General features: G+C 48.4%; 10 protein-coding genes. 3 read left to right on the top strand and 7 right to left on the bottom strand.

Annotated elements, in window-relative coordinates; genetic code table 11:
- Nucleotides 1–702: 702 nt before the first annotated feature.
- The 5 genes from D0A34_05630 to D0A34_05610 form a co-directional block, all read right to left on the bottom strand.
- The gene (locus D0A34_05630; GenBank protein ID UNU18425.1) at nucleotides 703–7,668 is read right to left on the bottom strand and encodes a DUF4347 domain-containing protein; all 6,966 of its coding nucleotides are present in this window, start codon (nucleotides 7,666–7,668) and stop codon (nucleotides 703–705) included.
- Nucleotides 7,669–8,472: 804 nt separating this feature from the next.
- Complete coding sequence (locus D0A34_05625; protein ID UNU18424.1) at nucleotides 8,473–10,581, bottom strand: S9 family peptidase; 2,109 nt, start codon at nucleotides 10,579–10,581, stop codon at nucleotides 8,473–8,475.
- 347 nt (nucleotides 10,582–10,928) lie between these two features.
- Nucleotides 10,929–11,522: a recombination protein RecR gene (gene recR, locus D0A34_05620; GenBank protein ID UNU18423.1), complete on the bottom strand. Its 594-nt coding sequence runs from the start codon at nucleotides 11,520–11,522 to the stop codon at nucleotides 10,929–10,931.
- 152 nt (nucleotides 11,523–11,674) lie between these two features.
- The gene (locus tag D0A34_05615; protein ID UNU18422.1) at nucleotides 11,675–12,043 is read right to left on the bottom strand and encodes a translation initiation factor; all 369 of its coding nucleotides are present in this window, start codon (nucleotides 12,041–12,043) and stop codon (nucleotides 11,675–11,677) included.
- A gap of 576 nt (nucleotides 12,044–12,619) precedes the next feature.
- The gene (locus tag D0A34_05610) at nucleotides 12,620–13,180 is read right to left on the bottom strand and encodes a peptidoglycan-binding protein (protein ID UNU18421.1); all 561 of its coding nucleotides are present in this window, start codon (nucleotides 13,178–13,180) and stop codon (nucleotides 12,620–12,622) included.
- 255 nt (nucleotides 13,181–13,435) lie between these two features.
- On the opposite strand from D0A34_05610, the gene trpB reads away from it, so the two are divergent.
- From trpB to D0A34_05595, 3 genes are all read left to right on the top strand, one after another.
- Nucleotides 13,436–14,674 carry a tryptophan synthase subunit beta gene (gene trpB, locus D0A34_05605; GenBank protein UNU18420.1) on the top strand — a complete coding sequence of 413 codons (1,239 nt, stop codon included), beginning with the start codon at nucleotides 13,436–13,438 and terminating at the stop codon, nucleotides 14,672–14,674.
- Between the two features lie 276 nt (nucleotides 14,675–14,950).
- Complete coding sequence (locus D0A34_05600; protein ID UNU18419.1) at nucleotides 14,951–15,460, top strand: CAP domain-containing protein; 510 nt, start codon at nucleotides 14,951–14,953, stop codon at nucleotides 15,458–15,460.
- Between the two features lie 83 nt (nucleotides 15,461–15,543).
- Nucleotides 15,544–16,176: a ribonuclease D gene (locus D0A34_05595; GenBank protein ID UNU18418.1), complete on the top strand. Its 633-nt coding sequence runs from the start codon at nucleotides 15,544–15,546 to the stop codon at nucleotides 16,174–16,176.
- Between the two features lie 266 nt (nucleotides 16,177–16,442).
- Here the strand turns inward: D0A34_05595 and D0A34_05590 are convergent, their stop codons facing one another.
- Together D0A34_05590 and D0A34_05585 are read right to left on the bottom strand one after the other, a co-directional pair.
- Nucleotides 16,443–17,474, bottom strand: coding sequence for a hypothetical protein (locus D0A34_05590; GenBank protein ID UNU18417.1), 1,032 nt, complete (start codon nucleotides 17,472–17,474; stop codon nucleotides 16,443–16,445).
- Nucleotides 17,475–18,114: 640 nt separating this feature from the next.
- Nucleotides 18,115–19,242, bottom strand: coding sequence for a hypothetical protein (locus tag D0A34_05585; GenBank protein UNU18416.1), 1,128 nt, complete (start codon nucleotides 19,240–19,242; stop codon nucleotides 18,115–18,117).
- Nucleotides 19,243–19,336: the final 94 nt, after the last annotated feature.

The raw sequence follows: 19,336 nt of genomic DNA, 5'->3' as shown, positions 1-19,336 counted from the left end.
TAGTTGGTTTGACTGTCAGTAATTATTGGCAAGAATCTACATAGCTAAATGATATTTAGACCGGAGAGCGGATGTCGAGCAAGTATTTTAGCAGGAATCGCCTTCTAACGAGTCAGTTGTGCAATACGATCGGCCTTTTCGTCAGCCTTTCATGCTCCGGGGCTCGCTCAATGTTAATTTGTGCTTGTGCGAGGGCACCTCTCTATCGATCCCGAACAAATTTTGAGTAATAGATTAATTAGTAGCGATCGCACAAGCACAGGCACGCTATATATAGCGTGCCTGCGTAAGTCCTTTAATTATCTAGGAGATTAGGAAAAAAACAGCTATCTGTGTATCCTTGACTTCCGGATCGTGAATCAAGGCAATGGGGAATAGGGAATTAGTGATGAGTGTTAGTTTCCTATTAAGTCCGATCGCACAACCCCAATAAAATTGGTTTGTAGTAAAAACTTGAGCTACCAGCCCTTGTGTACCTTGGGTCACCTGAAAACCGCTATAAAATGTTAGACAAAATGCGACTTTAATACGCCTTGATTCTTTAGTCTCTTAGAGAGGGACGAAAGGCAAGTGTAAGAGCGGTTTCAAGCGTCGAGTGCTATAAAGTTTCTAACCCAGATTGAGTATTGTGAGGAACGCCACAGAAGTTCTGATCTGCTGCGGCGTTTTGTTCGCCCGAACAGGAGACTTTCGCCGCCAATTCTAGAGCTCAGAGAGATTTGGTAGGAAATCCGAGGAGCCGATCGCCCCGTTAATCCCCACCAGATTCGCTAAAACCCGATCGGTTCCTGCTACTCGCAGCAACGTACCGTTGGGAGTGGCGCTAAATTGCAACTGCTGGAAACTCACCCCACCGCTCAAAACAAACTTATCAACGCCTACCTCGAAGTTAATCACAGTATCAGTGCCGCCCTCACCATTCAACACAAATTGATCGCTCCCAATACCTCCAATTAAAGTATCGTCGCCCAAGTCGCCAAACAACCAATCGTCTCCAGCGCCCCCATTGAGCAGGTCGTTATCTTTACCCCCAATCAGAGTATCGCTGCCAGCATCTCCGTTGATAGTATCTTGGCCTTCGTTGCCGTAAAGCAAGTCATCGCCATCACCGCCGTTGATGCAGTCTTGCTGGTCGTTTGCGCCCACCGAGACACCCCGGTTATCAGCACGATCGCCATAGATGGTATCGTTGCCCTCGCCACCGCAGAGTTCATCGCTGCCGTCACCGCCGTAAATCAAGTCGTCGCCCTGATCTCCGTGTATGAGGTCGTTAGCTTTACCGCCGTAAATCAAGTCGTTGTCTTGACCACCACTGATAGTATCGTCACCCTCATCGCCGAACAGCACATCAGCACCGATGCCCCCAAAGAGCAAGTCCTGACCGCCAACATCATTAGCTCGACTTCGAGCACCGCCGTACATGGTGTCGTCGCCGCTGTCGCCGACAAGGGTATCAGAGCCGAGTTCGCCCCAAATCAGGTCATTATCTTTGCCACCCCAAACACAATCATTGTCTTTACCTGCTTGCACGGTATCATTACCATGCCCGCCGCCGATGATGTCGTTGCCGCTGTCCCCAAAGATTAAGTCTTGTTCGCCTATATCCCCGATTGACTGGGAACCGCCACTGTCCCCGAGCAGAGTATCGGCTCCTTCGCCGCCGTAGAGGGTATCGGAGCCTAATTGACCGTAGATGATGTCATTGCCTTTACCTCCGTAAGCGCGATCGTTATCTTTGCCTGCAACCAGCGTATCGTTGCCTTGTTGGCCGTTGAGGAAGTCGTTACCGAAGCCTCCGTAAAGCAAGTCGAGTCCCTGGGAGTCGCTGGCCTTTTGGTCGGCGATGCCCCCAAACAAGCTGTCGGAGCCGATGCCACCAAACAAGGTATCGGAGCCGAGTTCGCCCCAAATCAGGTCATTTTCTTTACCTCCAAGGGCAATATCGTCACCTTTGCCGGTATGGATGGTATCGTCGCCCTCGTTGCCGTTAATGAGGTCTGCACCCTCGCCTCCAAAAATCAAATCGCGAGCATCGTCAGGGTTCTGGGAGTTGTTCTGCCCGGTGTCTCCGAGAATCGTATCCGCACCTCGATCTCCAAACAGGGTGTCAGAGCCTAAGTCGCCGGCAATCCAGTCATTCTGTTTGCCTGCAAATACGATATCGTTGCCCTCGTCTCCGTAAACAATATCGGTGTCAATGCCCCCAAAAATCGTGTCATTGTCTTCGTTGCCGTAAATTTCGTCCGCGCCGTCTTCACCTAAAAGCAGGTCATTGCCTTCAAAACCGACAATTTTTTGGTTGCCTTTGGTGTCTACGATGAAGTCATCGCCGTCGGTTCCTTTGGTGGTTTGTCCCTCTGAAAATTGTGAAATAGGCCGGACAAATCCAACTGCGGGTGGTTGCTGCGGGGGCGCAAAGTTAATTCCCGGTTTTTCAATAATGGGCTGACACAAACAGTCGGTATCTGGTTCTCCGATCGGATTTGAGATGATCGGCGATGTCGGCGTTGGTGTGGGCGTTGGCGCAACCGGCCGCAAGATAGCGACAACAGTAGCGGGTGCGGGACTGGTGGCGCCGCTGTTGTCTGTGGCACTGTAGGTGAAATTGGCTCCTGTAAAGTTACCTGTCGTGAAGAAAAATAGTTGCTGCAACTGTTGAGGAGTCAGGACTTGGGCTGGTGTCACTGGTAAACCACCGTTGGCTGGATCTCCTAAAAACAGGACTGCTTGGTCTGCTGAGGGCCGGGTGTTGATGGTGTAAGAGACGATCGACCCGTCGGGATCGCTGCCTCCCAATCCTGTGACTAACTGGCTGCTGTTGGGCCCTAGGCTGGAGTTCGCATTGTTAGCCAATGGCGGTTGGTTGTCAGTTGGAAGTATGGCCGCAACAGTAGCGACAGCGGGACTGGTGGCGCCGCTGTTGTCTGTGGCGCTGTAGGTGAAATTGGCTCCTGTAAAGTTGCCTGTGGCTTGGAAAAATAGTTGCTGTAACTGTTCTGGAGTCAGGACTTGGCCTGGTGTCACTGGTACGCCGCCGTTGGCGGGATCTCCTAAAAACAGGACGGCTTGGTCTGCTGGGGGCAGGGTGTTGATGGTGTAAGAGACGATCGACCCGTCGGGGTCGCTGCCTCCCAATCCTGTGACTAACTGGCTGCTGTTGGGCCCTAGGCTGGAGTTGGCATTGTTGGCAACTGGTGGTTGGTTGGGAGTTGGTGTGAGAGTTGGAGTTGTGGGAGTTGGTGTGGGAGTTGGACTTGTGGGTGTTGGTGTGGGAGTTGGACTTGTGGGTGTTGGTGTGGGAGTTGGAGTTACCACTATCAGTCCATTCACAGTAGCGGTAGCGGGTGGACTGATAGCCCCGCTGTTGTCTGTGGCGCTGTAGGTGAAATTGGTTCCTGTAAAGTTGCCTGTCGTGAAGAAAAATAGTTGCTGTAACTGTTGAGGAGTCAGGACTTGACCTGGTGTCACTGGTACACCACCGTTGGCGGGATCTCCTAAAAACAGGACTGCTTGGTTTGCTGGGGGCAGGGTGTTGATGGTGTAAGAGACGATCGACCCGTCGGGGTCGCTGCCTCCCAATCCCGTGACTAACTGGCTGCTGTTGGGCCCTAGGCTGGAGTTCGCATTGTTAGCCAATGGCGGTTGGTTGTCAGTTGGAGTTGGCGTTGGTGTGGGACTTGGCGCAACCGGCCGCAAGATAGCCGCCACAGTAGCGGCTGCGGGACTGGAGGCGCCGCTGTTGTCTGTGGCGCTGTAGGTGAAATTGGCTCCTGTAAAGTTGCCTGTGGCTTGGAAAAATAGTTGCTGCAACTGTTGAGGAGTCAGGACTTGACCTGGTGTCACTGGTACACCACCGTTGGCTGGATCTCCTAAAAACAGGACTGCTTGGTCTGGTGAGGGCAGAGTGTTGATGGTGTAAGAGACGATCGACCCGTCGGGATCGCTGCCTCCCAATCCCGTGACTAACTGGCTGCTGTTGGGTTCTAGGCTGGAGTTGGCATTGTTGGCAACTGGTGGTTGGTTGGGAGTTGAAAGTGTGGCCGCGACAGTAGCGACAGCGGGACTGGTGGCGCCGCTGTTGTCTGTGGCGCTGTAGGTGAAATTGGCTCCTGTAAAGTTGCCTGTGGCTTGGAAAAATAGTTGCTGCAACTGTTCTGGAGTCAGGACTTGACCTGGTGTCACTGGTACACCACCGTTGGCTGGATCTCCTAAAAACAGGACTGCTTGGTCTGCTGGGGGCAGGGTGTTGATGGTGTAAGAGACGATCGACCCGTCGGGGTCGCTGCCTCCCAATCCCGTGACTAACTGGCTGCTGTTGGGCCCTAGGCTGGAGTTGGCATTGTTGGCAACTGGCGGTTGGTTGGGTGTTGGAGTGGGAGTTGGACTTGTGGGTGTTGGAGTGGGAGTTGGACTTGTGGGAGTTGGAGTGGGAGTTGGACTTGTGGGAGTTGGTGTGGGAGTTGGACTTGTGGGAGTTGGTGTGGGAGTTGGACTTGTGGGAGTTGGTGTGGGAGTTGGACTTGTGGGTGTTGGTGTGGGAGTTGGACTTGTGGGTGTTGGTGTGGGAGTTGGACTTGTGGGAGTCGGTGTGGGAGTTGGACTTGTGGGTGTTGGTGTGGGAGTTGGTGTTGGTGTGGGAGTCGGTGTTGGAGTTGGTGTTGGTGTGGGCGCTATCAGTCCAGCCACTGTAGCGGTAGCGGGTGGACTGATAGCACCACTGTTGTCTGTAGCGCTGTAGGTGAAATTGGCTCCTGTAAAGTTACCTGTCGTGAAGAAAAATAGTTGCTGTAACTGTTCTGGCGTCAGGACTTGACCTAGTGTCACTGGTACACCGCCGTTGGCTGGATCTCCTAAAAACAGGACTGCTTGGTCTGCTGGGGGCAGGGTGTTGATGGTGTAGGATGCGATCGACCCGTCGGGGTCGGGGTCGCTTCCTCCCAATCCTGTGACTAACTGGCTGCTGTTGGGCCCTAGGCTGGAGTTGGCAGTGTTGGCAACTGGCGGTTGGTTGGGAGTTGGAGTTGGTGTCGGAGTCAGAGGTGTGGTGAATGTAGCTTCGTTGTTGCCCGGAGTGGGGTCAGCGGTAGTTGAGCTGCTTCTGGCGGTGTTGCTGACGCTGCCGGATGCGGGTGCGATGAAGCTGACTGTGTTGGTGACGGTGACACCGCTGGCTAAGCTGGGAACTGGCGCGAAGCTGACAATACCTGTAACGGGATCGTAGACACCGCCGTTGACTCCTGTTAAACCGGGAATGATGGTGTCGGTAATTGTGACGTTTTCGGCTGTGCTTGGGCCGTTGTTGAGTGTCGAAATTGTGTAAGTAACTGCTTCACCTGGTGCTGCTGCCGTAGTCCCGGTTTTGGTGGTAACAACGTCGGCACGAGGTGTCAGAGGTGTGGTGAATGTAGCTTCGTTGTTGGCGGGAGTGGGGTCAACCGTAGGTGAGCTACTTCTGGCAGTGTTGCTGACGCTGCCTGATGCAGGTGCGATGAAGCTGACTGTGTTGGTGACGGTGGCTGTGTTGGCTAAGCTGATAGCCTCGAAGGTGACTATACCTGTAGCGGCATCGTAGACACCGCCGTTGGAGGGGATGACTCCTGTTAAATTCGGAAGGATGGTGTCGGTAACGGTGACGTTTTCGGCTGTGCTTGGGCCGTTATTGACTGTCGAAATGGTGTAAGTAACTGCTTCACCTGGTGCTGCTGCCGTAGTCCCGGTTTTGGTGGTAACGAGGTCGGCAAGAGCATCAACAATTGTAGTTGAGACTTGAGAAATCAGTTGGGAACTATTGTTGTTAGCTAGATCTGGGTCGAAAGTGCTGGAGCTGCTATAGGCAGTGTTAGTTAAGGTAGCGCCGGCGGTTGCGAGAACTGTGGCGGCGATGGTGCGAGTTTCACTAGCACCGTTAGCCAGAGTTGGAATCGGTGGCCAGATGACCATCCTCGTTGTGGAATTGAAAGTACCGCTGTTGTCAGTGCTGACGAAAGTTAAGCCCTCTGGGAGCGGATCTTGAATCAGGACGCTTTCGGCGTTGTTTGGCCCGTTATTTGTGGAGGTAATTGTATAGGTAATGGTGCTATTGGGTATGGCATAGAGCGGGCCTTTTTTTACAATGGAAACGTCGGCTACGAGTGTAGGTTGATTTATACTTTCGACTATGACATTGTTAACTTCGTGAATGTTTGTATTTCCCCCTGTCGAAGCAGCAAAGCCAAATTTAAAAGTACGTGGCACTGCTCCGTTTATGGTTGCCAAATTTGGTATGTCGAGCAGTGTTTCGCCCGCATCAAATGTGCCGTTCCTGTTCACGTCGAAGGCAACAGTTAGACGGTTAGGTGTTGCTGAAGTCGTCGGAAATAATGTTATTTGGACGGTTCTTTTAGCCTCAGCGCGAATGGTTGTATCTTTATTATCTATGCCAATGGAAACCCCGGTCAAAGTGTTAGTTAAAAGACTCGAACCTAAAAATTTATAATTTTCGGTTGAGATTGTGCTTGCCCTGCCTCTAATTCCTACTGCATCAGGTAGCTGCCCCGTGCCACCCTGTTTTCCAGCAATAGTGCTAGAATAATTGCCAAACTCGTCTAATCCGACACCTAAATAACCTCCTACAATACCCGGTACATCTCCCCCCCTATTATTCTGAGCATAGCCGAGAGAGCCACCGTACCCTCCCGCTTGTGTTGGCGTAGCTGTTCCGTCAATCAAGAAAAAACTAATGCCATCGGCACCAAGGAGAGGACTATTCTGTGGTGCAGAAGGATAAATGGCAGTACCTCTGTTATAGGCAAAGAAATCAAAGGTAACTCTCAGGCCATCAGTGGCGGAGATGGGGTTGTTGTAGATAACAAAAGCTGCTTGGTCAAAGGCGTTTGATGTTAATCTCAAAGTACCTGTTCCGGCTTCATCGCCAATCCCTAAACTGGGAATAACGCCGTTGGGATTGGCGGCACCTGCGGTTAAGCCTGGGTTAGTTGTAGAGGTGTTGCCAACTCCATATATCCAAGGCCCGATTACGGTTGAATTTTTAAATTCTTCAGCGGCTAAGGTAGCCAGGACTGATGTGTAGCCTTCTAGGACTTCTTTTTCAAAGGCTATTTCGGTATTTATTGGTCCTGTAGTAATTTCTAATTCCCAGTCTCCACCTAATGCTGCACTCCCTGTTAGGTTATTGGAAGCGGCAATATTTGCTCCTGTTATTTCACTGAGTTTTTGTATGAATTTAATGCCGGATTCGCCGACGGCTATGTTACAGCCGTAAAGTAGAATGCTGCCGGATTCGTTAAGGGCTTTTCCCCACTGCTGCAATTGGTTGCTGTAGGTTTCTAGATTATCAATATTAAGTTCTGTGGAGCCGATTTCTACTGCGGCTTCTCTGCCGTGAGAAACTATGTGCAGGCTGGTGATGCTGCTGCGCTGACCCAGAATTTCGGTGATTTGCTCGATCGCCTCCCTACTTGGATTGAGTACAAATACTTCCGTTCCTACTTTAATACCACCGATCAATTGCTGGTAGTTTTCTACTCGGGAGTCAACAATCACTAGAGATTTTTTCGCGTCGGGGGCTGCTGTAGAGCTTGCTTGTTTTAAAAAAAAGTTGTTCTTAGTGGCAAAATGGGTAGATTTAGGTATTTTTACGGCTGAAAAATGCCGCTGATTGGAGATCATTTTCTTTATTCCCTGATTTAGTTATTAGTTTTAACTTACCCATCTTGATAAAATTCCATAAACACCATAATATAAATTTTCAATAAATTATTTGTATATAAATAATTTATTACTTACGTATTTTTTGGGTTGAGATTTTAGGAAAGAATGGAACGGGGGCAGCAGCGGGTGGCTAGGGCGACAAATCACCGCAACTTCTACGCAACCGTTTTAGGGATTTGAGTGCGCCAGCCAAGCCTTTTTATTTGAGAAGGGGCTATGCCACAACAGAGAGATTTCGATCGCCCATTATTGACGCCTTGCTGAAAAAAAGGCAATGATTGCGGTAACGCGAAGGTTCTCAGTACGGTTGTAGGTATAATTTTTTGTTTAATCTTCACCGTAAGTCAACTTAAGAAATTGGTTTCCGAGAATTAAAAAATTTTAAATTTTAGATTCGATTTACTACTGTGGGTCATTGACATCGGCGCCCAATAAAGTTATATTAATAACTTATAAAAAAATATCATAACAACCACTAAAGCATACAAAAATTAACAGAGCGTAAGGCAAGTTAACACGAGCTAAAAGTTGACAAGTTGCACTAATTTATGATTTAAAATTTCGGGTAGCCGCAGCGAAAGGTAGTGAAGCGATCGCAGGATTTGAGAATTGAACGCGAGATTTGCCCAAAAAATTCTTTCAAATACTATGGTGAGGTGCTTTGTGCTGCGTGCGTACCCTAGGGGAGACGCGGAAAAATTGAGGGTGGCACGATCGCACTTTCTCGGACTCAGCCACCCCCAATTCCGCGCTTTTTAAACGTTAGTTAATATCCAGTTCCCGCACTAAAAAAGCCCATTCATCTGCCAATTCTTCAATGATTTTCGCAGTGGGTTTGCCGGCACCGTGTCCCGCTTTAGTTTCAATGCGAATTAACACGGGTTTTTCTCCCGCGTGGGTTTCTTGCAAGGCAGAAGCAAACTTGAAGCTGTGGGCCGGAACTACTCGATCGTCGTGATCGGCAGTTGTAATCATTGTCGCCGGATAAGCCGTTCCCGGTTTGAGGTTGTGCAACGGAGAATAGCCGTGAATTGTGGAAAATTCTTCGGGATTTTCCGGCGAACCGTATTCAGAAGTCCAGGCCCAACCAATGGTAAACTTGTGGAAGCGCAACATATCCATGACGCCGACTGCCGGCAGCGCTGCACCGAACAATTCCGGCCGCTGAGTCATGCAAGCTCCCACTAATAAACCGCCATTGCTGCCACCTGCGATCGCCAATTTTGCAGGTTTGGTGTACTTGTTTTCGATCAACCATTCAGCGGCGCTGATAAAGTCGTCAAACACGTTCTGCTTATTCAACTTTGTGCCTGCTTGGTGCCAGGATTCGCCGTACTCGCCGCCTCCCCGCAAACAGGCGATCGCATAAACTCCACCCATCTCCAGCCACACGACATTGCTAACAGAAAAACTCGGGGTTAGCGAGATGCCAAAACCACCGTAGCCGTAAAGGTAGGTGGGGTTATTGCCATCCAACTGCAAGCCTTTCTTGTGGGTGATAAACATGGGTACTTGCGTACCGTCTTTGCTCGGGTAAAATACTTGTTTTGTCTCGTAATCGTCGGGATTAAAATCGACCTTTGGCTGCCGATAAATCGTACTTTCATTTGTCACCATATTGTAGCGATAAATGGTGTTTGGTGCAGTGAAACTGGTGTAAGCATAAAAAGTTTCGGTGTCGTGCCGCTTGCCGCCGAATCCTCCCGCTGAACCGATTCCGGGCAAGGCAACTTCTCGCACGAAAGAGCCCTCTAAGGTGAAAATTTTAATCTGGGTGTAGGCGTCTTTCAAGTAGGAAGCGACAAATTGATTGTTCAGGAGGCCTATGCCTTCGAGAGTTTCTGCTGCTTCGGGGATAATTTCTGTAAACCCCCCCTCCCTGGGCGACGAGGGGGTTTCATCACAAGCGAGGGATGAGGGAGGTGGGTTGTTGGTGTCGATCGCAATTACGCGGCCTAACGGTGCATTCAAGTTTGTTTGAAACCAGAAAATAGAGCCCTCATTGTCGATGAAACTGTACTCAGCCTCGAATTCGCTAATCAGTTCTACAACGGTTGATTCCGGTGCAGTTAAATCCTTGTAGAAAATCAAGTTTTTGGTTTCAGTTCCTTGCCAAACTGAGATAATCAAGTATTGGCCATCTTCGGTGACGCCGCCGCTAAATCCCCACTCTTTTTGGTCGGCTCGCTCGTAGATTAATACATCTTCAGATTGGGGCGTGCCTATTTGGTGGTAAAACAGTTTTTGGTAATAGTTAACGTCTTCGTGCTTGCTTTTTTCGTTGGGTTCGTCGTAGCGACTATAAAAAAAGCCTTTGCCGTCGTGAGTCCAGGATGCTCCTGAGAATTTAATCCACTTTAAATGGTCTGATAAATCTTCGCCGGTTGCCACCTCGCGCACTTTCCATTCCTGCCAGTCGGAACCGGAAGTTGACAAACCATAGGCCATGTATTTGCCGTCTTCGCTGATAGCTATCCCACCCAAAGCAACAGTTCCGTCTTCTGAGAGAGTGTTGGGGTCAATTAATACTTTGGGTTCGCCGTCGAGAGATGTTAAAGTGTAGAGTACGGATTGATTTTGCAGGCCGTCATTCTTGTAGTAGAAATAGCGATCGCCTTCTTTGAAAGGTATGCCGTATTTCTCGTAATCCCAAAGTTGAGTTAGGCGCTGTTTGATTTTTTCCCGCGCCGGAATTTCGTTGAGGTAGGCAAAAGTGACTGCGTTTTGGGCTTCCACCCAAGCTTGGGTTTCCTCAGAGTCGGGATTTTCCAGCCACCTGTAGGGGTCGGATACTTTGACGCCGTGGTAGTCGTCTGTTTGGTCGATTTTGCGGGTGGTGGGGTAGCTTAAAGGTCGATCGAATTGGGTCATGATTTTTTACTACTCTCGGTAACTTTGTCCAGTTTACCCTTTCGTGGCAGTGACGACAGGGAACAACGAAACCCAACACCCAATACCAAATACTCGACAGATGGAAACCTGTCGCTACACAGACAAAACCCGCCGACGCGGGTTTCATATCTTACAAATTTGTCTCTCATTACGAGCCTCAACGAAGCAATCGCAGAAGTTTGGGATATAGGACTCGTGGCATCAATGGTGAACTCTTCCACCTCTTTTCTCTTCCTTAATGTCCTAGTGCTCACGCGCCGCTTCGCTAACGTACCTCGAAGCGGTTCGTTTCTCTTACTTTTAAATCAACCATCACCGGTTTTCAACTAATCCAACTCCCTCCTTCCTTCCAAAGCGCGAGCCAATGTAACCTCATCGGCATATTCCAAATCTCCCCCCATCGGCAAACCAAAAGCTATGCGCGTCACTAGGGTAAAAGGTTTTAATAAGTGACCGATATAAAGAGTAGTAGTTTCGCCTTCCACGCTGGGACTAATAGCAATAATTACTTCCTTAATCTTTTGCTGGCTGACGCGCCGGACTAATGGTTGAATGTTCAATTGTTCGGGGCCAATTCCATCCATCGGCGAGATAACGCCGCCAACAACGTGATATTTGCCCATATATTCCCGCGTTTTTTCTAAAGCGATTACGTCGCGGGATTCTGACACTACACAAAGGGTATGACTGTCGCGGTTTGTATTGCGGCAAATTTCGCAAACAGGGTCAGCAGATAAGTGAAAGCATACTTGACAGAAACCTACTTGCTGTTTGGCATCAATCAAAGATTTAGCTAGGGCTTGCACTTCTTCTTCCGGTCGCTTCAAAATATGTAAAGCGAGCCGCTGGGCTGTTTTTGGGCCGACTCCTGGCAAGCGCTGCAATTGTTCGATTAAACGAGCTAAAGGTCGAGTGTACATTAAAAATTGGCGGTAATTGGTAATATCATTTCTGGTTGATTCGCGATCGTAGAATTGGCGCGATGTAGGGGCGGGTTTTACCAACCATCTATGTTTAAAACTAAGTATATCATAAACCCGTCCCGCCCATACACTGATGAGTATTGACTAATTTACCCTCCACTAATTTTAGCTTTGTAGCCTAATTTTGTGATAATTTCTAGCAGCTTTTGCTTGTGTTCGCCTTGAATTTCGATTTCATTATCTTTGACTGTGCCGCCAGTACCGCATTGGGCTTTTAGCTGCTTGGCTAAAGTTGCTAATGTTTCGGGTTTTTCCTGAAAGCCGCTGATGACTGTAACTGTTTTGCCGCCGCGTCCTTTTCGGGATGCTTCGATTTTGAGGTTTTGTTGATTGGGGGGAATTTCTTGTATTCCTCGTTGGAGGGCCGCGGAGTTGTCAATATTGCCAAATTCGGAGTAAACAATTCGTTTTCCTGATTGGTTATTTGTATTGGAGTTTTTGGGTTTTGATGTACTCATAGTAGTTTGGTACTTGGGAGTTATGCCTGGTAGCGCATGGGCCCGGCAGTCCGGCAGGGAATGAATTCCCTGCCTCATAGCTAAAGTCCTCTGAAGAGGACTGTAGAATGTGTTTGAGAATGGTTGATTTAGGTGAGTTTTCAGGGAATATAATCTCTGAGATTTGCGGTTGGTTGTACATAGATTGTACTTGATGTTAGCAGTCAGTTTTAACTGGCTTTAGCTCTATCGACCGGGAATTCATTCCCTGGCGGGCTATCAGGGCGATCGCACATTCCCCGGTTTCAATTGAATTATATCGTTTACTGTTGTTTCTGGAGGAGTGAACCGCTGAGGGCGTCCAGGAAGAGAAGAGGGAGATGGATAATTCTGTTGAAGCGCGGGTTTGAGATGGGTGGGGAATTTAATTTTAGTTGGTTAAGTGCGATCGGGCGCAAGCAAAGAACCCCGACTTCGCAGAAGTTGTCGGGGTTCTAATCAATTAATTTCACCAGTAAGTGGGGATAAACCCGATACCTTCATAGAAACGTTGGCACTGATTGAAGCGTTTCTATATATCGAGGGAATAAAACCCGATTAGGAGCAAATAATGCCCGACCACTCTTGATTTCCTCGACCTGGTTGACACTGAAATTGCCGTCCGACCCAAATAATTCCCCATTTATTTTGGTTGCGTTTTAATTCAACGCGGTGTCGTAGTGCACGGGCTGAATCGTCAGCTAGACCTATTCGGGTGTATAAAATTACAGATGTTCCTTCTCTGGAATATGTAATTGAAATCTCTTCATAACTTCTTCCTTCTTCATCTTCTAACCCCCTAAACACTTGTGCCGCTACGGCTTTTGGATTAGTCGCTGTAATGCGTTCAGAAGAGATGAATTCTTGTACGTTAACCACCTGAAAATTAAAACGTGGATTGTTCGCTGCATTTAGTTTAGCCCAAGTTTTATCGCCGACAATGCCGTCGGGAACCAGTTGTTGGGACTTTTGGAAATTGATGACAGCTTGCTTAGTTTTGGACCCAAAAATACCATCAATGATACCTGGATAAAAATTTAAATTTTTCAAACCTTCTTGTAGCTTTGTGACTTCGGTGCCTTGTGAGCCTTCTTGAAGCAGAATAGAAATAGAGTTCATGATTTGTCCTTGCTTAGTTGTATGTTGTATTTCATGTTTGAGATAAACATGCACTTAACTTCACTACTGAATATATTCACTCCTGAATATACCCATTCCGTATAAACACGTATAAAGCATAAATTTTCTTCAAATACTCAATTTTGGAGATGATCGAAAACGACCGAATCGACCTTTCAGCGATTTGCGCACCCGATCGCCCACAGCCCCATCGACTCGATATAATGAAATCTGTCCCATTATCCCCACAAGTTTGTGACTGTCACCCCCCTGCATCTCACTTCCGAAACCAGCGCCCAACGCCCCGACTCCCTCGGCAGATTCGGCAAATTCGGCGGCAAATACGTCCCCGAAACCCTGATGCCGGCTTTATTTGAACTAGAAGCCGCTTTCCACAAATACAGCAGCGAACCGGAATTTCAACAGCAACTCCAACAATTGCTCAAAGATTATGTCGGCCGCCCCAGCCCTTTGTATTTCGCGGAACGCCTCACCGAGCACTACGCTAAAGCAGACGGAACTGGCCCGCAAATTTACCTCAAACGCGAAGATTTAAACCACACGGGAGCTCACAAAATCAACAACGCTTTAGCTCAAGCATTGCTTGCAAAACGCATGGGCAAAAAGCGGGTAATTGCTGAAACTGGTGCCGGTCAACACGGCGTTGCTACTGCTACAGTTTGCGCTCGTTTCGGTATAGAATGCGTTGTCTACATGGGCGTTCATGACATGGAAAGACAGGCTTTAAATGTGTTTAGAATGCGGCTGATGGGAGCCGAAGTGCGGCCGGTGGCTGCGGGTACGGGAACGCTGAAAGATGCGACTTCCGAAGCGATTCGCGACTGGGTGACAAACGTGGAGACAACTCATTACATTCTCGGTTCCGTAGCGGGCCCCCATCCTTACCCGATGATGGTGCGCGATTTCCATGCGATAATCGGTCAAGAAACCCGCGCTCAGTGTCAAGAAAAGTGGGGCGGTTTGCCGGATATTTTATTAGCTTGCGTCGGCGGCGGTTCTAATGCAATGGGTCTTTTCCACGAGTTTGTCGGGGAAGAAACTGTCAGATTGATCGGTATTGAAGCGGCGGGCGAAGGTGTGGAAACTGATAAACACGCTGCTACTTTGACTAAGGGAAGTGTGGGAGTTCTGCACGGGGCGATGAGTTATTTGCTGCAAGATAATGAAGGTCAAGTAATCGAGCCGCATTCGATTAGTGCGGGTTTGGATTATCCGGGCGTGGGACCGGAACACAGTTATTTGAAGGATGCGGGTCGAGCTGAATATTATAGCGTAACTGATGCAGAAGCGCTGGAAGCATTTCAGCGGCTTTCGCAGTTGGAGGGGATTATTCCGGCTTTGGAAACTTCTCATGCGATCGCCTATTTAGAGACTCTGTGCCCTCAGCTAACAGGCAATCCGCGCATTGTGCTTAACTGTTCGGGACGCGGCGACAAAGACGTGAACACTGTGGCGAAGGTTCTGAATATCTAGTTGGGCGGAATGTGGGGATCTCGCTCTGTAGGAATTAGTAACAATTAATTGGTGTCAACTTAAGACTAAAATCCTTTGTCTCTCTCGTTTGTATCGAAGTCTAGATCCCCCCTAGCCCCCCTTAATAAGGGGGGGACTGGAAGCGCTCTTTCGTCCCCCTTATTAAGGGAGATTTAGGGAGAGCGAGAGGCTCATCGTCAGACGGTATACTCATACTACTTTTGGCATTAAGTTGACACTAAGGGTAACAATTAACTTTATTTCTCGTTTGATTTCATGTCCAAAGGTTTAATTTTGACGTGCGTGGGATTGTTGACAATCATGCTGCCGAAGTGTGGCACGTTCATTATTTCGCGATCGCGGCCGGAAACTCCCATGAATACTAATGTTGCTTCGAGTGCTATTACTGACTTAGAAAAAGCGGTTAACCAACAGATCAATGAATACCGAGCATCTAAAAAGTTGCCACCGCTGAGGATCGATCCGCGAATCAGTCAGATAGCAAGAATTCACAGCGAAAATATGGCTAACGGTAAAGTCACTTTCAGCCACGATGGATTTGAAGGGCGGGCGGAAGCAATTACGATTCCTTATAAAAGTGTAGCTGAAAATCTTGCTTACAATTTTGGCTACAACGACCCGGTACGCAATGCTGTTGAGGGTTGGATTAAAAGTGACGGCCACCGCAAAAATATGGAAGGTCAGTTTAATGTGACCGGTATTGGGGTTGCAAAAAATGCCAAAGGCGAGTATTATTTTACTCAGCTTTTTATTCGCAGTCGGTAATTTGAAGGAAGAAGGAAGAAGGAAGAAGGAAGAGGGAAGAAGGCAGTCAACAGTCAACAGTCAACAGTCAACAGTTACCAATAATGGAATTTGCAGATTTTCAAGTGTGCGATGGTGATATTCCCGATTCTCTCTTATCTTATTATTTGACTGCGCCGGCGATCGCCGTTGATACGGAAACAATGGGTTTGCTACCTTGGCGCGATCGCTTGTGTTTGGTTCAGTTGTGCGATCCCGAAGGTAAAGTTGCAGTGGTGCGGATTGCCAAAGGCCAGACAGCAGCACCGAATTTAAACAAGTTAATGGAATCTGAAAATATTGAGAAGGTATTTCACTTTGCGCGCTTCGATATGGCAACAATGCGTTACAATTTAAGTATTGACATTGCACCTGTTTTCTGCACAAAAATAGCGAGCAAACTTGCGAGAACTTACACCAACAAACACGGACTTAAAGATTTAATCCAAGAAGTGGAAAAAGTAGAACTCAACAAAACTTCTCAAAGTTCTGACTGGGGAAATTCTGAGCATCTTTCAGACGAGCAACTCAGCTACGCTGCTAACGATGTCCGCTATTTGCTGAGCGCCAAACAAACGTTGACTGCTATGTTGCAGCGAGAAGAACGCTGGGAAATTGCACAGCAATGTTTTCAGTGTTTACCCGTTTTTGTGAGTTTGGATTTATTGCAGTACAAGGATGTTTTCGAGCACGGCTAATACCATTTTAGATTTTAGATTTTAGATTTTAGATGGGGAATGACTGATGACTACCAGGGTTTAGAACACGGGCATACAATTTCATTTTTTTGCCTCGGTATAATATTATGTCACCTCGCAGAAGTGCCATCAAATTGGTTTGTAGTGAAGACTTGAGTTATCATAAAACTCGCTCGGACTTTAGTCCTCACTACAAACGTAATTATTATTATTTGACCGGACTTGATGTGAGTTAAAAAAAATTCAAAACAGTGATCTATGGCTGATTAGGGCTGGTCGGGATTGTGTTCGTGCAGCAAAGCTTCAATTTGGTCGTCAACATTTCTAATCACCTGTTCCAAAGCGGGCAACCCCTCTAAATGCACAGGAGAAAGCCGAGTTCGATCGCGAATTTGATTCACTTTCCGCTGCAATTCTTCGGCCAGCCGCAGTGCGTCCCGACTCAAATTAGACAACTGCTGCTGCTGGTAAAACCTCAAAGCTGCCCCCCGCAAAACTTGCAGGGTGGCTTCTTCCTTGCCACCCACCGTCATTACCCGCAAGCGCAACAGCAAATGAGTGTTTTGATATATGCGCTCAACTTCGACTTGTTTGGGCTGTTCCACCGGGCAAACAGGCATATCTGTCAGTCGCTTCAACTCGTCGATGACCTCTTGGAAAAGGACGATATCGATACCTTCGAGCATCGATTTCAAAACGCCATCTTGACTCCAAAGAATGCGACCTTGGGACTGGTGCCGCTCAAAAAACAGGCGGCCGATACCCTCTCGCAGCACTCTACCGAGCAATTCTTGTAGGAGTTGGGGCGCGGGCAAAGTCGCCAAAACTTCCACTCGGCTTGACAAGTGCAAGGCCTCGACATTCAAAACCGATAGCTGTGTCGGTGTCGGGGGAACCTCAGTGCCAGCAGGTTTAAACCGCTCAGGAGCGGGCATCGAGGGTTCTGGCACAGACAGCAGCGTTTCTGCATTGGGGCCTGGAGTTGCTGATGTGGGATTTTTGGGTGTTGGGGCTGCTGCGGTTTCTGTCTGGCTGGGTACTTTGAGCTGGCTCCCGTGCAGCAAGTAAGCTGAGAGCATCGAGCGCTGAGTTTCTGAGGTAATTTGCTCTGTTGTGACTGAGCAATTCATGTAAGCTAAAATCCGCTGCACGTAGTCCAAGGCGGAGTCATCTTGGGCATCGACTACGCCCAATTTAAACAGATTACCTTCTAGAGATAAAGGCAAAACTTGATAGTAAAGGCAAGCTTCAAAGGGGACAACTGTATCGATTAGGTGAAATATTCGATCGGAGTCCATTGTAGCTGCCGAGTCTGTTGAAGATGTATGTACCATTAGCTGCTTTGTAGTTGGAAGCGCGATCGAGCGCGACGCACCAACCTGATGCGATAAAATTAAATGCTGCAACTTCCCTGACGGAGGAATTGGCTTAACAACCGGAAGCTTTTATTAAAGAAAAATCTTTAGTCCCAGAATTTTCTTTCTTCTGTATTGCAGCCTCAAATTCTACCAAAAGATTGAGAACTAGATGATGACTAGCGCAGTCTAGACCCACTATCATCGATCGCCCGAGATTGATGCCCGTGGCTGGCAACAATAGAATTATGTCTTTAATGCACAAGTATTAGAGATGCACCACAACCGATGATTTACGGGCAACCGCTGAATTTAGGATTGGTTAAAAAATCCTGAAAAGTCGATCGTGCTGCTAGTATCTTACCTCAGAGAGTTGACTGTGATCGTCTCGGAGCGCGATCGTCACGGCAGCGCTACAACATCCCGATCGATCTAACCTGATTTGATACAAGGGGCATCGCGGGGTTTTCCAGGGGGAAACTCGCAGCAGTCTGTGGCTGTTGGGGAATTGATTTGTAGCGCGGATTCTGAAAAATGCTACCGCCAATTAACAATTAGCAATTGCCCGCCACCCATTACCAATCTACTCGTTGCGGAGGGATTGAGCTGCTAAATAGAGTTTGCTCCACTCGCCGATGACTTGATTGGTTTTCAACTTTAATTCAGATGCGATCGTCTCTACACTTTTCCCTGCTTTCAGCGATTCTACCAACTGCCGCTGAACAGGTGTGAGGTTTTGTAAATATTGCTGCCACTGAGCCGGAGTCAAGCCCAAACTGTGTTCTTTGAGCGAAGTTTCCAGCCAGTTGGCGACTAATTCCGGTGCTTGTTTGACCGCAAAAACGCGAATCGCGTGGTAACTGACTTTTTCTCGCAAGCGGTAAATTTGCTTGATCGGAACCTTCAAATCCTCGGCAATTGCCTCTTGGGAACGACCTTGCAGGTAAAGCTGCAGCCACCGGGAAGCCAGCGGATCGACTTCAGCGGCTAAGTAATTCTCAAATTCTTGTTGGACAATCTGCCGCTGAGTTTGCTGCTCTTCCCAAGCTTGATTTTCTCGATACTCGGACATTGCCTGTTCGTCTAGCAGGCTGAGCGGTTCGTCGGTATCGTCGGGTAGAACCTGTTCCGACACCAGCCGCACCCAGTCTCCAGCAGGCACTTGCGTCAACCCGCCCCGCTGGGCACGCCGCAGGTAGTTGACAAAACGGTACACCAGCAGGGGCTGGTTGCGGATCGGTCGCAAGCAGTATTCTTCTGTGCTCGCTAGCAGCAAAGCATTTCGCAGGCGTCTGTCTGAGGTGCATTCGGCAATCCAGGCGACTTGCTGCTGCAGATAGCGATCGGAATTGAGCATTTCCTGAATCACTTCTTGTAGTACCTCCACCGCACTCCGCTGTCTGTCGCGACTCAGGGAAACCCACGCTTGGATTTTTTGTCGGAGCACAACTAAGCCACCGAGCCGGCCGATCAAGTTGCGGTAAGCTTTTTCAGGCGGTACTCCCAGATACCGAGAAAGCAAAATTCGATATAAAAAGTCGATCGCCCCAGAGGCGACAGACAATTGAGTTGGGCTAAGAGTGTCAAATCTTTCGGGCTTGTCTCCCAACAGCCAGCGGACAACACTCTCGTGAGTGCTAGAACTCTCCTGCGGGCAATCTTGTTCGAGTCGAGACTTCCAATCTTGTCCTAGTCTTTCCGCCAAGGTCATGGGCTGTCGAGAATATTGTCTTTCACCCCCGATTTTACGTGGTATCCTGGATTTTTGAGTATTTTTCAGATATACGATCACGCGATCGGATAAA

It is taken from the genome of Microcoleus vaginatus PCC 9802 (assembly GCA_022701275.1).
GTDB classification, from domain to species: Bacteria; Cyanobacteriota; Cyanobacteriia; order Cyanobacteriales; family Microcoleaceae; genus Microcoleus; species Microcoleus vaginatus_A.
This window is presented reverse-complemented; position numbering and strand designations above follow the sequence as displayed.

Excerpts from the sequence above, each read along its gene's own strand:
- D0A34_05630 (UNU18425.1), bottom strand. The coding sequence starts at position 7,668 with ATGATCTCCAATCAGCGGCATTTTTCAGCCGTAAAAATACCTAAATCT.
- D0A34_05625 (UNU18424.1), bottom strand. The coding sequence starts at position 10,581 with ATGACCCAATTCGATCGACCTTTAAGCTACCCCACCACCCGCAAAATC.
- recR (UNU18423.1), bottom strand. The coding sequence starts at position 11,522 with ATGTACACTCGACCTTTAGCTCGTTTAATCGAACAATTGCAGCGCTTG.
- D0A34_05615 (UNU18422.1), bottom strand. The coding sequence starts at position 12,043 with ATGAGTACATCAAAACCCAAAAACTCCAATACAAATAACCAATCAGGA.
- D0A34_05610 (UNU18421.1), bottom strand. The coding sequence starts at position 13,180 with ATGAACTCTATTTCTATTCTGCTTCAAGAAGGCTCACAAGGCACCGAA.
- D0A34_05600 (UNU18419.1), top strand. The coding sequence starts at position 14,951 with ATGTCCAAAGGTTTAATTTTGACGTGCGTGGGATTGTTGACAATCATG.
- D0A34_05595 (UNU18418.1), top strand. The coding sequence starts at position 15,544 with ATGGAATTTGCAGATTTTCAAGTGTGCGATGGTGATATTCCCGATTCT.
- D0A34_05590 (UNU18417.1), bottom strand. The coding sequence starts at position 17,474 with ATGGACTCCGATCGAATATTTCACCTAATCGATACAGTTGTCCCCTTT.
- D0A34_05585 (UNU18416.1), bottom strand. The coding sequence starts at position 19,242 with ATGACCTTGGCGGAAAGACTAGGACAAGATTGGAAGTCTCGACTCGAA.